Genomic DNA, 13,857 nt, shown 5'->3' on the forward strand with positions numbered 1-13,857 from the left:
GATGCTGTGCCATGGTTGCTCATTCCATCTGTTTCCAGACGCTAGAGTGCCCAGTACCGCTCGAAGATGCACCCTAGATTTGGGGTCGCTCTATAGTTTGCAGATACGCCCTAGTCGCAATCCCGACTCCTTACCGCGATCGTTTGATGTGGAAGAAATGCGAAAAGACTTAGAACTGTTTCAAGACCTCAACCAAATTTTGATGAGCCTGACTCAACTTCAAGATATGGTCAATGACACTTGTATGGTCGTTGGCAGTGAAGCGTATACGGCTGCATTAACTGTCTACGACTACGCCAAGAAAAGTGGTGTGAATGCGAACGGAATGGAGCCGATCGTTGCTGAAATGCGAGAACATTTTCGTCGATCGCGCAAACCGAAGCCTTCCCAAGAAAAGAGCACAGTCAACTAAGCGCCACGATCGGTCTCGTTGTCATTGAAGGAGCATCATTGCGATGCTCCTTTTCTATGAAAAGCCCCTCTGATACCAAATTGATCTTTAATTGCTACAGATCTTGGAAGCCCCCTAAATCCCCCACGAGTGACGGACTTCAAGCCAAAGAAGGATTAGGTTCTCAAAGTCCCCCAGAATGGGGGATTTAGGGGGCGAAGGATCTGTAGCATTCACAAATTGACTTGGTATGATTCATCTTGAAACAGCAACGACCGAGGAAGAAAGCACAATCATTTCCTCTCGAAGCAGTAAAAATTGAGGCAGGGGGCACGATCGATTCCTCCCGAAGCGGCAAGAATTGAGGAAGAAAGCACGATCAATTTTGCTCAAAGCACGATCGTTGCCGATCAAAGCAGCAAAAATTGAGGAAGAAAGCACGATCGCTGCCTGTCGAAGCGCGATTGTTTCTGACGATCGCACCATCAATTGCATTCTTTCGTCCGGTAGTTCCCTAAGCTAATTCTGCACTTTCGCCATCATCACAGGCTTACCTTCATGTTTCTGTGGTGCAGTCGCATCCTCGATCGTCACCGCCACAGTAGAAACTAAATTGGCAGACCGAAAGACTGTTGGAACCGCGATCGACTGAGACATCTTGCCCTCAGCATCAACCGTAAACACATCCGTGAGAATTGCACTCTTAGAATCCGTCGTCACCGGAGCATCCTGCTTCACCACCGTCCACAAGGCATAAACCTGCCCCGGTGGTAGCGGCGGCAAATTCCGCACCGTCAGCACCGCTTCTAGACGATTGGGATCGATCGCAACCGTTGCAGAAGCCGCGTTTCCCGCTTTTGTGGCTTGCAGCGAGTAAACCAGCGTTGCCAATCGCTCAGTTTCGGTCTGCGATGTTTGTAGGGCTTGCCGCAATTGATAGTTATTGATACCCAATGCCACAATCAGAACCGCTGCCGCAACATTCAGCACTTGACTCCACCGCCGCGATCGACGAACGGGTCTACTCGCTGCTTCTGGAGCCGCTAAAGGTCGCTCCTGAGCCGCTAAGATAGCTGAACGAAGATGCGTCGGGGGATTGACTTCAGGAGAACCAGAAGACAGTTCTAGTGCTTTCTGCATCCAATCGACTTCTTCAGCGATCGCAGGGTGATCAATCAAAAGCTGCTCGAATTCCGCCGCCTCATCGGAGTCGAGATCGCCCAAGACATACCCTGCAATCAATAGTTGTAAGTGTTCTGAAGCCATCGACCAACTCATAAATGGGATTATCCAAGGTAATCGGTAAGGGTTTGACGCAGCTTGAGGAGACCCCGCCGGGTTTTTGTTTTCACAGTGCCAAGCGGCAGGCTTAATCGTGCGGCAATTTCTGACTGACTAAGACCATCGTAATAAGCAAGACGTAAAATCTGCCGATCGCTTTCTGGAAGTTGGGCAAGAGCAGCCCGCACCTCCTGAGATTGTTCCGTTTGAAACACCTGCTCCAATGGAGATTCAGAAGCCATTTCGGTGCTGCTAGAGCGAAACCGATCGAGAAAAGAACGAGAGGTGCTGCGCGATCGCACCCGATCAATCGAGCGCGATCGCGTTAAAACTGCCAGAAACGTTCTGAGAGAACCTCGACGCGGATCGTAAGTCGTAGATTTCGCGAGATTGAGAAAAATATCTTGAGTTAAATCTTCAGCTTCCTGTGGATTGCCCAACGCTTTAATAGCTAAACCGTAGACCAACGCAGCGTGACGATCGTAAAGAGTACCGAGTGCTTCTTTCTGCCCTGCTCGTAATGCTTGATATAGCTCTGCATCTGTCTGACTCGGAGGAGATTTTTCTGCGTCGTCAAACTGCTCAGACATCATGCTAATCAGGCTCAAGAAGCGCATTCGTTTTCCAACCTCTACTTTGACACCAATCCCTAGCAAAAGCGTTTACCGGACAAAAAAGTTATCGAATCTCAATTACTCGACAGAAGACCTTCTGGCGTTGCTGAGCGTAAAGATGAACCGCCTTCATCCCTTCTCCCCTACCGTGTACACACAAGTTGATTGATCTGTTACCGCAGAAATCTTCTGCCCCCTAAATCCCCCATGAATGGGGGACTTCGAGCCAAAACTCCGAGTTCAAAGTCCCCCAGAATGGGGGATTTAGGGGGCGAAGGATCTGTAGCATTCACGAATTGACTTGGTATCAAATCGTAGAAACGCTGCGAGTGCGTGGCGTTTCTACTCCACAGGCTGATCAGTGCGGACTAACCAATGACTAATCAATTTAGTACGGCTTGAAGATGCCGCGTAGTTCGCCACCGCGATTTTGCTTTGTGTGAATGTCCACGTACATTTTGCCATTCGCCAAAGCCTGTAGCTGTTCAGGAGTCAGCGTGTATTCCCCCATAAGCCGACCTTGCAAGCCACTTTCGCTGGGACTAACTTGGAGTGCATATTGGAACGGGCCATTCGCATTCGGTTCGCCCCGGTGAATATGCACACCCGACGTGATGTTGGGGTTAGGCGGATTGAGCGGATCGGTTGCATAATCACGAAGCGGACTCGATAGATTGCTAAAGTCACCCCGGACAATTAGGCGATCGCCCACAAGCACTGCGCCTGCCGCACCAAAAGCACTGCTAGATGAAGCCATCGGCATCACCTCATCTTTCGTTAGGACTGCAACGTAGCGGGTTAGGGGGCTGCTTTCCATCATGCCCTGAGCAATCAAAGCGCTCTCGGCTTGGTGTAATGCTTCTGATGCAACTTCAAAACTCTGCGCGGTCGTGAATACAGCAGTCTCTTGACTCTGAACGGGTTGGGAAAAGATCGAAATACTGACTGCAATCACACAGGCGATCGTACTGAAAAAAAGAGAACGAAGAAGTTGTTTGGGCTTGTTCATAGTTGTGTTGCTCTAAGGCGAGGTCAAAAATCACTCATCCGACTCCTGCGTAATACCAAATTGATCTTTAATCGATACAGATCTTGAAAGCCCCCTAAATCCCCCACAAGTGGGGGACTTCAAGAAGGATTGGATTTTCAAAGTTCCCCAGGATGGGGGATTTAGGGGGCGAAGGATTTGTAGCATTAACAAATTAATTTGGTATGAAGCACAGCAGATCGAGGAGAGTTTCCAAGAGTACGAATGGGTTTCGCATTTGGATTCCAAATCGGACAAATTTTTTCGATCGCCACAAGATCGCGTGCCCAACCAGTAGAGGTGTTGGGCTGAAAGCCGTGGAAAACAAGGATCGGCAAAATCAGGATCAATCCGCGCTCTTTGCAGCAGCCATTTCGCTAAAGTTCGATCGACAAACGCCAGCAGCCAGCTTAGACAGCTAGTTCTGCACCGCTTCTAGGAAAGTTAGTAATGTTTCTCGAATCGGCAGCAAGTTCTTATAAAGCTGCATCTCTGGTGAAAGCTGCTGCACGATCGACCTCAACCCGATCGCCGAATCACGCTGCTCTTTCAAAATAGTGAGTGGATAACGGTAAGTCCGAATTGTGAACAATATCCACTGTGATTGTTCTAATCGCCGCAATGTTTGACGCTCGACTCGAATCCAAAGATTGCTTGGTGATAGTTCTACAACAGGTGCAATATTGGAATGACTTTGATGACCTAGATACAACTCTGGAGTCTCAACAATGCTCCAATTCACTCGGAACACTGGACAATCGACCTTTAATCGATCGAACAATCGATCCACCGGATTCCCCAATTGCTCTGGATAGTTCGGTACAGGATGATGAATCCGCATCATTGGTTTTCCAAGCTTCTCTAACAATCTCCACCGCAACGGAAAACACAACGATGCTGCGGCAAGACTGTAACCTCGATCTCTGGGCTGCATCAAGCACAAATCCTCCTGAACTAATCGCCCTGCAAGATCTAAAGGTTGACTAAAATCAGCAATGTTCCAGGTTTGATTGGTTGCTTTAACCGTGATTGTTTCTGAAGCGCGATCGTACTGTTCTGGAAAGTAGCGTAATAGATGATCAATCAATAGCTCCAAAACTTCCTGCTGCGCCAACTGTGTTCCTGGCAAACTTGCAAACACTTCTGTATAGTTCGTTTCTAACAGTTCTGTCTTACGCTGCAAGTAAGGCAAAAATTGATCATCAATCTCGATCCAATCTTCTACCTTAAGCGGCTGCAATCCTAGACTTAATGTTCGATCGCTCCCTGTAAATGGTAGATAGATGCGCTGATTGCTCATAAAACTCAAAAACAACGATCGACTACAATTTAGAATATCCCCGTTGTCGAGCCACTGCTAGGACTTCGTATTCCTTATGTACTAATTGCATTCGGGCGACCAAAGGGAAGACGAGGAGCATACAGACAGTGGGAAGAGGAAGATATTCCAGTACAAGTTGTATTTGATATTCTTTCACCCGGCAATACAGGTGAGGAGATGTCGAGCAAGTTTGAGTTTTATCAAACCTACGGAGTCGAAGAATATTATCTCTATAATCCCGATCGTAACGACTTAACAGGCTGGATTCGTCGAGGCTCGGCTCTCAGCAAAATTCAACAAATCAATGGCTGGATTAGTCCACGCTTAGGCATTCGGTTTGAATTGACATTTCAAGATTTTGTGATTTATCGACCGGACGGCGATCGCTTTCTCAGCCCAGTTGAACTCAAACGGCTTGCAGATCAAGAACGCCAACGTGCCGAGCGACTGGCAGAATATCTGCGATCGCTGGGAATCGATCCCGATCAAATTCCCGACTGAGGCTTGCCGATGCCCCTCACCCCGTACAATGAGGATTCAGCAATCTTCCTCAGCGTTAACTCCTATGTCTGGTGACTACCTAGAGCGGATTCTCAATGCCCGTGTGTACGATGTGGCTCAGGAAACCCCCCTCGAATTTGCGCCCAACCTCTCGGCTCGACTCAATAACCGAGTGCTACTCAAACGCGAGGATATGCAATCGGTTTTCTCGTTCAAATTGCGCGGCGCTTACAACAAAATGGCGCAGCTACCCCCTGACATTCTCGCTCAAGGGGTGATTGCGGCTTCGGCTGGAAATCATGCTCAAGGAGTCGCCCTTGGTGCAAAGCGATTGGGAACCACCGCGATGATTGTCATGCCTGTGACAACCCCGCAAGTCAAAATCGATGCAGTTCGATCGCGGGGTGGCGAAGTTGTGCTACACGGTGACACCTACGATGATGCTTATGCTCATGCCCGCCAGCTAGAAGCAGAAAAGGGATTAACGTTTGTCCATCCGTTTGATGATCCAGACGTAATCGCGGGACAAGGCACGATCGGTATGGAAATTCTACGGCAATATCAGCAACCGATTCATGCTGTATTTGTCGCGATCGGCGGTGGCGGTTTGATCTCCGGCGTAGCAGCGTACATCAAACGACTCCGCCCTCAGACGAAAATTATCGGAGTTGAGCCAGTCGATGCCGATGCGATGACACGATCGCTCAAAGCCGGATATCGGATCAAATTACCGAATGTCGGTCTGTTTGCCGATGGTGTTGCTGTGCGAGAAGTCGGAGTCGAAACGTTTCGATTGTGCCAGCAGTATGTAGACGAAATGATTTTGGTCGATACCGATGACACCTGTGCGGCGATTAAAGATGTGTTTGAAGACACGCGATCGATCCTTGAACCTGCGGGAGCTTTGTCAGTTGCAGCGATCAAAGCCTACGTCGAACGCGAGCAAATCACCGATCAAACGCTGATCGGGATTGCCTGCGGTGCGAACATGAACTTCGATCGCCTCAGATTCGTAGCAGAACGCGCAGAACTCGGAGAACGCCGAGAAGCGATCTTTGCGGTCACGATTCCCGAAGAGCGCGGCAGTTTACGCAAGTTCTGCGATCTACTCGGACGACGAAACATTACCGAATTCAACTACCGCATCGCTGATGAGAACATCGCTCATATCTTTGTAGGAATGCAAGTCTCTGGTCGATCGGATGCCGCACAAATGGTTTCAACCTTTGAAGCCAACGGATTTAAGACGATCGATCTCACCGATGACGAATTTGCCAAATTACATCTGCGGCACATGGTCGGCGGACGATCGCCCTTAGCTGAACACGAAGTCCTTTATCGATTTGAGTTTCCCGAACGTCCCGGAGCGCTGATCAAGTTTCTCACCTCAATGCGCCCTGATTGGAACATCAGCCTATTCCACTATCGCAATCACGGAGCCGATTACGGGCGCATTGTGTTAGGCGTGCAAGTTCCGCCCGATGAAATGACCGATTGGCAGGCGTTTCTTGACTCGATCAGCTACCGCTACTGGGACGAAAACCAAAATCCCGCCTACAAACTCTTTTTGGCATAACCGCTCTCCCCTACAATTCAGAATGGTGAAATTGTTTAGCTTGGAGAACCGCTGTGGATTTATCTCGCATTCCCGCCCAACCGAAACCGGGCTTGATCAACGTCCTGATCGAAATCCCCGCAGGCAGTAAGAACAAATACGAATTCGACAAAGACCTCAACGCCTTCGCTCTCGATCGCGTCCTCTATGCCTCAGTGATGTACCCGTTCGATTACGGCTTCGTGCCCAACACGCTCGCCGACGATGGCGATCCGCTCGATGGCATGGTCATCATGGATCAGCCCACCTTCCCCGGCTGTGTGATCGCAGCCCGCCCGATTGGAATGCTCGAAATGATCGACGGCGGCGATCGTGATGAAAAAATCCTCTGCGTTCCCGACAAAGATCCCCGCTATACGAATATCAAATCGCTCAAAGACCTTCCCCAGCACCGTTTAGACGAAGTGGCAGAATTCTTTAGAACGTACAAAAATCTAGAGAAGAAAGTGACAGAGATCCTGGGCTGGCAAGACGTAGATAAAGTGCTGCCCCTCGTTGAGCAGTGCATCAAAGCCGCAAACTAAACTCTATCGCATCGATCGACTGTAGAGGCTGAGGAAAATTCCTGAGCCTTTTTTTGCATCCGCACTTATAATCCATCTCAGTCTGCTATCCCTAAGAATCGAATGGGTAGCCTAAACACAGGGCACCTCTCCCACCGTTTCTCGGAACGGCATCACACTAAATCCTGCTTGTAAGCAATACCAAGCTGAAGCCTTCTTCATCTGGATTTCTTTGACAAGCACTTGAAGCAACTTTGAATTCAGCGATGACCCAGTCTTCTGATTTTCACATCCATTTTTGGGGCGTTCGAGGCAGCATTGCTGTACCGGGCAACGAAACCGTGCGCTATGGTGGCAATACCTCTTGCGTCGAGATGCGCCTGGGCGGAAAACGCCTCGTTTTTGATGGCGGAACTGGGCTGCGCGTTCTTGGAAAATCAATGATGCAGCAATTGCCAGTGGAAGCGCACCTCTTCTTCTCGCACTCCCACTGGGATCACATTCAGGGCTTTCCATTCTTCATTCCAGCCTTTATTCCCGGCAACTGTTTTCACATCTATGGCGCGGTCGCTCCCAACGGTGCAACGATGCAGCAACGCCTCAGCGACCAGATGCACCATCCCAATTTTCCAGTACCGATGCAGGTGATGAAGTCGGATCTAAAATTTACGGATGTCACGGTGGGAGATGTGATCGAACTCGATGATATTCAGATTGAAACCGGTCGTTTGAATCATCCCAATACTGCGATCGGCTACCGCGTTACTTTTCAAGGTAAAACAGTCGTCTATGCAACGGATACTGAGCATTACCCCGATCGCATCGATCCCGATCTAGTGCATCTTGCCCGGAATGCCGACGTTTTAATCTACGATGCCTGCTACACCGACGAAGAATACTACGACGAAAAATCGCCCAAAATTGGCTGGGGGCACTCTACTTGGCAAGAAGCCCTGAAAGTTGTAAAAGCAGCAGGCGTGAAACAAGCGGTGATGTTCCACCACGACCCCAATCATGATGATGATTTTCTCGACTCGGTAGAAGCTCAGGTGCGATCGGTGTTTCCAAACAGTCTGCTAGCACGCGAGGGCATGATTCTACCTGTGGATTAGATTGAGTCAAAAATCAGTAGCCTCGTAAAGAGACGATATATCGCCTCTTTACCAAGGTCTGTAGCGAGTTATTTAGAAATTTGCTATCAGGCAGAGGTCGCAGGAGTTTCAGACTGCGCCTGTGGATTCAGCGAGAACATTACCCGCGAAAAACCACTTGCAAAAATGCTGGCACCCACCAACGTTCCAAGCAACCAAGGCGCGTTAGACGGATACTGAGACCAAATCAATGCGCCCAATCCAGCAGTGATAATTGCATTGCCCAACAGCCAGAACCAATTTTTCTGCTCGCGCATGCGGAACGCCAAAATCAGCTCAAATGCACCTTCTGTTAACAAGAAGCTACCGAGGAGCAAGGTCAGCGTTAATACTCCGGTTAGAGGAGACGCAAACAGCATAATTCCAGTTGCAATATACAGCGAACTTAAAAGGATTTTCCAGAGAAAGCCGCCTTGATTGCGAGTTTGCACTGCATAGACGAGCTTGGTGAACCCTGCTGACAGAATAATTAACGCAATCCAGGTTTCGCTCACGAGCGTCGAGAACACAGGCGCAACAACAGCACCAAGTCCTAATGCAATCAATAAAATACCCGACCAAAGTGCACCATTTCTGCTCTTGGGCTGTTCGATACTTGCTGTCATAAAACTTCTCCTACAGTATTTAGAACCATCACTACACTAGAAAATGCTCGAACGATCGATAAGTCTCTGAAGAGATAGACCACAATCCAGACGAAAGATTGAGCGAAGATCATTCCCCGGTATGACTGTATTTGAGAAAAGAAAAGCAATCATCAGAGTATCTAAGCTTGTCTTGGAGCAATTATTAATTTAAAGAAGTACAGGGATAAAGCAGTGTTAGAGCGAAAGGGGCGACGAATCTTAGCAGTGGATGATACCGCAGATAATTTGCTATTGCTACAAGTGTTTTTGGAAGCAGAAGGGTTTGAAGTTGAAGTTGCAACCTGTGGTAGTGCTGCATTGAATCGATTTCAGCTTTGTAACCCGGATCTGGTCTTGCTTGATGTCATGATGCCCGGAATGAATGGGTTAGAAGTGACGCAAGAGATTCGATCGAACGATCGCACAACTCCAATTTTGCTGATCTCGGCTCACGACAAGGTGCAGGTTCAACCTGGCTTAGATGCGGGCGCAAATGGATATATTCAAAAGCCGATCGATTTATCGCAATTGTTATCCAGCATTGAAGCCCTGACTGCTTGATTATCCCAGCGCGACAGACGCTTTAAACGATTAAACGAATATAAGAGTGCATCCTAAATGAACTCAAGTTACGAATTCATTCAGGATACACCCTTTAAGAATATTAAGCTAAACTATTGAACCAAGCCAGTTCTCAAAGCGCGGACTGCGACTTGTGTACGATCGTCTGCACAGAGCTTATTTAGAATGTTGCGAACGTGAGTCTTTACTGTTCCAACAGTGATATATAGCTTTTCTGCGATTTGAGCATTGCTGCAACCATCTACAATTAGCTTTAACACTTCTAATTCGCGCTCAGTCAAAGGATAAGCAGGAATAAAGTCTTCATCCGACAGACGGTTGATTGAAATAGTAGGTGCTTCAGCAGACTGTTGCCCTGAACCGTATGATTTTTGTGTTTGGGAAAGAACAACACGAGCGATCGCCGGATCAATCCAAGCATTACCGCTAGCAGTTGTTTGGATTGCCTGAGCAAGCTTATCAATGCTGGCATCTTTCATGCAGTAAGAATCAGCTCCAGCCGCAAATGCAGCTAGTACCGTATCCTCGCTGTCCTGCATGGTCATAATCAGGATTTTCGTGTTGGGACATTCACCCTGAGCTTGCGCCTGCTTAAATTGCTGCGTGAGATCAATTCCAGTCGAGTCCGGTAGACCGATATCAACGATCGCCACATCAGGATGAGAGCTTCTGAGTAGTCTTAATCCCGACTTAGCATCACGCGCATCTCCAATTACTTCGAAGCCCTCACGCTGCTGTAGAGCGGCTCGAATGCCAACGCGGGTTAGGTCGTGGTCTTCAATCAATATGACTCGAATCATGCCTATTGCCAAGCCTCAATTATTATCAATAAACTATCAGTCACCATCGAGTGTGATGTCGCCGCAAGTTCTTAATTGGTAAAGCAATTTTAAGGTAGAACTTGAAGTAGAGGGATCTATCCTAAGTTCCCTCTATTTAGGTAGAGTATCCCCCTGAGGAGAGAGACCTTTAAGAAGTTTCAGTAAACATAGATTGAGAAATTAGCCAAAGTAGAACATTGTTTGTTTACTTGGATGTACTGATACATTGATGCGCTTGGAGGCAAGAATCGTGGAAAAAACTGTCATTTCAGCCATGCTTGATCCAAAAACGCCACCAGATGTGGTGATTCGAGCTGAGCCGCGTCAGCCAGAGTCTGATCCAACTTTGGGAATTCCAGTTCAAGTCGATCGACAAAGTACACCAAAGCATCGATTAGTGACGATCGGCGATTCGCTAACTCATGGCTTTCAAAGCGGAGCAATCTTTCAGACTCATCTTTCCTATGCCGCGATGATTGCTCATGAACTGGGCTGGAAAGACTTCCGATATCCGACTTACGATAGTCCAGGTTATGGGCTGCCGCTTAACCTGGAATCGATCGCTCGTAGTTTAGAGATGAAGTATGGTGGACACCTGAAATGGTGGGAAGTTCCATTTGGGCTGTTGAATGTGCGGAGTTTTCTCGATCGTACTGAAGACTTTTGGGAGCAGGGTGCAGGATCTCAGTTCTCAGCCCAAGGTGAAATTAACCACAATTTAGCGGTGTACGGTTGGGATTTACGGAATACGATGTCTCGCAATGCAGATATCTGTCTTGAAGTTTTACGCGATAACCCGCCTAAAGATAACTTCATTAAACAGACGGTTGATCATCACAATGAGCGGGCTGCAATTCGCGTTCTCAATACTGCACGAAACCAGGAAGGACAAGCATTATCGCCGCTTCAAGCTGCACAAGCGTTATCAAATGAAGAAATTGAAACGCTGATTATTTTTATTGGCTCAAACAATGCGTTAGGAAGCATTCTAACATTCAAGGTGGAATGGTCAGATGTTGGCTACGATGATATGAATGCCAACGATCGTTACACAGTTTGGCGACCGATTCACTTTCAAGCCGAGCTTGATCTGATGGTGGAGCAGGTGAAGCAGATTCGCGCTCGTCATGTGATTTGGTGTACCGTTCCGCATGTAACGATCGCGCCGTTTGCGCGGGGTGTGGGCGAAAAAGTGGTATCCGAATCAAGATACTTTCCTTACTACACACAGTTCTGGATCAAAGATAAGTCGTTTAATCCAGCAAAACATCCTCACTTAACTGCGAATGAAGCCAGATCAATCGATAGTGCAATTGATCAATACAATGATGCGATCGTGAATGTGGTGCGAGAAGGTCGCAAGCAGGGCAGAGATTGGTATCTGTTTGAAATGGTGGAATTGCTCGATCGTTTAGCGGCACGTCGCTTTTTTGACCAACCACGAGTGCAGCCGGAGTGGTGGGTGCCCTATGAATTGCCGCCTGCATTGCAAGCGTTGAACCCTGTACCGAATTCGCGATTTTTCCGCTCGAATGCACAGGGACGATTGCAGGGGGGATTGTTCTCGCTCGATGGAATTCATGCAACGACGATCGGATATGGCATCATCGCACAAGAATTAATCAAAATCATGCAGCTTGCGGGTGTTGAGTTCTATGACGCTCAGGGACAAAAGCGATCGAGTGATGTTCAGATTGATTTCGATCGGCTGATTGCGCTCGATACCCTAATTTCCCAACCGCCCCAATTGGTTGAAGATATTATCAACACGATTGGCTGGTTTGATAGTGTGTTCAGCTTCATGAATAGAGTGCTGAGAGCAAACTATTAAGCTGCATCAATCATCGATCGCTTCTCCACCCACCACGACATCACGGATTCTTAAACTGGGGCCTCCGCATCCCACAGCTAATCCGCTCTGTCCGCCTTTGCCACACCCCCCCGACTCATCCCAGAAAAAGTCATCGCCGATCGCTTCAATGTCTGCCAATGTCTTAAACGCATTTCCGGAGAGCGTCACATCCCGCACAGGTTCCGCAATCTCACCCTGACGAATCATCCAGGCTTCACCCGCTGTAAAGGTGAACATTTCTCCGTTCGTCATACCACCAATCCAATTGCGGGCATAAACTCCTTCTTTGATATCCTGAAACAAATCCTTCACAGGGGTTTTGCCGCGCTCGATCCAAGTATTCGTCATTCGTACGATCGGTGGATAGTGATAGTTCAAGCAGCGAGCATTTCCGGTGGGTGCTTCCTCTAACTTGCCTGCGGTTTCGCGGGAATGCAAGCGCCCCACCAGAATCCCATCTTTGATCAGTTGGGTTGTCGTTGCTGGAACGCCCTCATCGTCGTAAAAATAGCTGCCTCGGTGCCCTTCGATCGCGGCTCCATCATAAATCTGCAACTCAGGCGATCCAAATCGTCGCCCAATACTCATCACTTCTAAAATATCAGGGTTCTCATACGCCATGTCTGCTTCAGACAAATGCCCAAACGCTTCATGCACAAACAATCCCGACAAAATCGGATCAATCACAACTGTATAAGCGTTACCCTTGACAGGCGGAAGCGCAAGAGAGTTCACTGCCCGTTGTGCTGCCTCTTGTACCTGGGGATCGAGGTTTAATAAATCTTCGTAGGCTTTGCGCGACCCGACCGTTTCCCGCCCAGTTTGAACCGTTTCACCATTACGTGCCGTTGCCGCAAATCGCATCTCCAGATCGACCCAAGACTGCTCAATCAAACTACCCTCTGAAGTTGCCAAAATCATGCGCTGAGCGCTGTCCCCATACCGGACGGAAATCGTGGCAACGCGGGGATCAACGCTGCAAAGAATTTCTCCGTAATGTTGACAAAGCGCCTTCTTCTCGGAGAGCGGAATCTGGCGCGGATTAGTTCCCGTGAGCAATAGCGATCGCTCGTCTTGAATCGGCGCAACCGGGGCTAAAAGCGTTTCATCGGTTCCGACCAATCGTGCGGCTGCGATCGCATCTTCGACTCGCTCTTTCAAGCTTGATAACTGATTGAAACTCGAAAATCCCCAGCCGCCCTTATAGCAAGCCCGAACTTGCCCGCCGATCGAAATGCCCTCGCTCAGCGTTTCGATTTTGTGACCCCGCAGCAGGATATCTGTTCCTTCTGCCGCTTCGAGCCGAATCGCTAAGTAATCGACTCGGTGCCGATACCGACTGATCAAATCAGAAATTAAGTTTTTAGCGTCGGATAATTCGGATAATGCTGAGTTCATGGGCACTCCTAAGGATCACTCCTTACTATTGTGCGATCAATCGATCCCTCATGCCAAAATCGGCATTGCATAATAGAAGAATGATGCAATGTTCACACTGTCAATCCAACGACACCGTTAAAAACGGACGACGTAACGGCATACAAAGCTATCTTTGTCGCAGTTGTGGTCGCC

Annotated in this window: 14 protein-coding genes and 2 pseudogenes; 9 read left to right on the forward strand and 7 right to left on the reverse strand. The window is 48.4% G+C overall.

The features are described from left to right. Both NC980_RS25420 and NC980_RS25425 read left to right on the forward strand, forming a co-directional pair. Positions 1-412, forward strand: a pseudogene (locus NC980_RS25420) (hypothetical protein); the annotation flags it as partial. A 340-nt stretch (positions 413-752) separates the two neighbouring features. After that, positions 753-914, forward strand: coding sequence for a hypothetical protein (locus NC980_RS25425; RefSeq protein WP_190375673.1), 162 nt, complete (start codon positions 753-755; stop codon positions 912-914). On the opposite strand, the gene NC980_RS25430 is transcribed toward NC980_RS25425, so the two are convergent. The 4 genes from NC980_RS25430 to NC980_RS25445 form a co-directional block, all read right to left on the reverse strand. Then, positions 911-1,669, reverse strand: a complete 759-nt coding sequence (locus NC980_RS25430; RefSeq protein ID WP_190375674.1) for an anti-sigma factor — start codon at positions 1,667-1,669, stop codon at positions 911-913. The two genes, NC980_RS25425 and NC980_RS25430, sit on opposite strands and share 4 nt — an antisense overlap. Positions 1,670-1,677: 8 nt before the next feature. Next, on the reverse strand, positions 1,678-2,289 hold the full coding sequence (locus tag NC980_RS25435) for a sigma-70 family RNA polymerase sigma factor (RefSeq protein WP_242026564.1): 612 nt from the start codon (positions 2,287-2,289) through the stop codon (positions 1,678-1,680). 385 nt (positions 2,290-2,674) lie between these two features. Further along, the gene (locus NC980_RS25440; RefSeq protein ID WP_190375675.1) at positions 2,675-3,295 is read right to left on the reverse strand and encodes a CHRD domain-containing protein; all 621 of its coding nucleotides are present in this window, start codon (positions 3,293-3,295) and stop codon (positions 2,675-2,677) included. Positions 3,296-3,731: 436 nt separating this feature from the next. After that, positions 3,732-4,613 (reverse strand): DUF3445 domain-containing protein, encoded by an 882-nt coding sequence (locus tag NC980_RS25445; protein WP_190375676.1) that lies wholly within the window; start codon positions 4,611-4,613, stop codon positions 3,732-3,734. An 84-nt stretch (positions 4,614-4,697) separates the two neighbouring features. Here NC980_RS25445 and NC980_RS25450 point away from each other — a divergent pair, with 84 nt between their 5' ends. From NC980_RS25450 to NC980_RS25465, 4 genes are all read left to right on the forward strand, one after another. Further along, complete coding sequence (locus NC980_RS25450) at positions 4,698-5,135, forward strand: Uma2 family endonuclease (protein WP_347272568.1); 438 nt, start codon at positions 4,698-4,700, stop codon at positions 5,133-5,135. 28 nt (positions 5,136-5,163) lie between these two features. Continuing rightward, positions 5,164-6,711, forward strand: a complete 1,548-nt coding sequence (gene ilvA / locus NC980_RS25455) for a threonine ammonia-lyase, biosynthetic (RefSeq protein ID WP_190375677.1) — start codon at positions 5,164-5,166, stop codon at positions 6,709-6,711. Positions 6,712-6,764: 53 nt separating this feature from the next. Then, positions 6,765-7,274 (forward strand): inorganic diphosphatase, encoded by a 510-nt coding sequence (locus tag NC980_RS25460; RefSeq protein ID WP_190375678.1) that lies wholly within the window; start codon positions 6,765-6,767, stop codon positions 7,272-7,274. A gap of 245 nt (positions 7,275-7,519) precedes the next feature. After that, positions 7,520-8,365: an MBL fold metallo-hydrolase gene (locus NC980_RS25465; RefSeq protein WP_190375679.1), complete on the forward strand. Its 846-nt coding sequence runs from the start codon at positions 7,520-7,522 to the stop codon at positions 8,363-8,365. Between the two features lie 86 nt (positions 8,366-8,451). Here NC980_RS25465 and NC980_RS25470 read toward each other — a convergent pair whose 3' ends face one another. Then, on the reverse strand, positions 8,452-9,009 hold the full coding sequence (locus NC980_RS25470; RefSeq protein WP_190375680.1) for a DUF308 domain-containing protein: 558 nt from the start codon (positions 9,007-9,009) through the stop codon (positions 8,452-8,454). Between the two features lie 213 nt (positions 9,010-9,222). On the opposite strand from NC980_RS25470, the gene NC980_RS25475 reads away from it, so the two are divergent. Further along, positions 9,223-9,591, forward strand: coding sequence for a response regulator (locus NC980_RS25475; RefSeq protein ID WP_190375681.1), 369 nt, complete (start codon positions 9,223-9,225; stop codon positions 9,589-9,591). Between the two features lie 113 nt (positions 9,592-9,704). Here NC980_RS25475 and NC980_RS25480 read toward each other — a convergent pair whose 3' ends face one another. After that, positions 9,705-10,418: a response regulator gene (locus NC980_RS25480; RefSeq protein WP_190375685.1), complete on the reverse strand. Its 714-nt coding sequence runs from the start codon at positions 10,416-10,418 to the stop codon at positions 9,705-9,707. Positions 10,419-10,707: 289 nt separating this feature from the next. Here NC980_RS25480 and NC980_RS25485 point away from each other — a divergent pair, with 289 nt between their 5' ends. Next, a complete protein-coding gene (locus tag NC980_RS25485; protein ID WP_190375686.1) occupies positions 10,708-12,264 on the forward strand; it encodes a hypothetical protein in 1,557 nt (518 codons plus the stop codon). Positions 12,265-12,270: 6 nt separating this feature from the next. On the opposite strand, the gene NC980_RS25490 is transcribed toward NC980_RS25485, so the two are convergent. After that, a complete protein-coding gene (locus NC980_RS25490; RefSeq protein WP_190375682.1) occupies positions 12,271-13,683 on the reverse strand; it encodes a TldD/PmbA family protein in 1,413 nt (470 codons plus the stop codon). A gap of 83 nt (positions 13,684-13,766) precedes the next feature. Between NC980_RS25490 and NC980_RS25495 the strand changes: the two are divergent. Next, positions 13,767-13,857 (forward strand): annotated as a pseudogene (locus NC980_RS25495) (IS1 family transposase); the annotation flags it as partial.

Origin of the sequence: Leptolyngbya sp. AS-A5, from assembly GCF_039962495.1 — a bacterium.
Taxonomy (GTDB): domain Bacteria; phylum Cyanobacteriota; class Cyanobacteriia; order Leptolyngbyales; family Leptolyngbyaceae; genus Leptolyngbya.

What these genes read in the sequence shown, in the direction of transcription:
- NC980_RS25490 (WP_190375682.1), bottom strand. Translation starts at nt 13,683, where the DNA reads ATGAACTCAGCATTATCCGAATTATCCGACGCTAAAAACTTAATTTCT.
- NC980_RS25440 (WP_190375675.1), bottom strand. Translation starts at nt 3,295, where the DNA reads ATGAACAAGCCCAAACAACTTCTTCGTTCTCTTTTTTTCAGTACGATC.
- NC980_RS25485 (WP_190375686.1), top strand. Translation starts at nt 10,708, where the DNA reads ATGCTTGATCCAAAAACGCCACCAGATGTGGTGATTCGAGCTGAGCCG.
- NC980_RS25465 (WP_190375679.1), top strand. Translation starts at nt 7,520, where the DNA reads ATGACCCAGTCTTCTGATTTTCACATCCATTTTTGGGGCGTTCGAGGC.
- NC980_RS25470 (WP_190375680.1), bottom strand. Translation starts at nt 9,009, where the DNA reads ATGACAGCAAGTATCGAACAGCCCAAGAGCAGAAATGGTGCACTTTGG.
- ilvA (WP_190375677.1), top strand. Translation starts at nt 5,164, where the DNA reads ATGAGGATTCAGCAATCTTCCTCAGCGTTAACTCCTATGTCTGGTGAC.
- NC980_RS25445 (WP_190375676.1), bottom strand. Translation starts at nt 4,613, where the DNA reads ATGAGCAATCAGCGCATCTATCTACCATTTACAGGGAGCGATCGAACA.
- NC980_RS25430 (WP_190375674.1), bottom strand. Translation starts at nt 1,669, where the DNA reads ATGAGTTGGTCGATGGCTTCAGAACACTTACAACTATTGATTGCAGGG.
- NC980_RS25435 (WP_242026564.1), bottom strand. Translation starts at nt 2,289, where the DNA reads ATGCGCTTCTTGAGCCTGATTAGCATGATGTCTGAGCAGTTTGACGAC.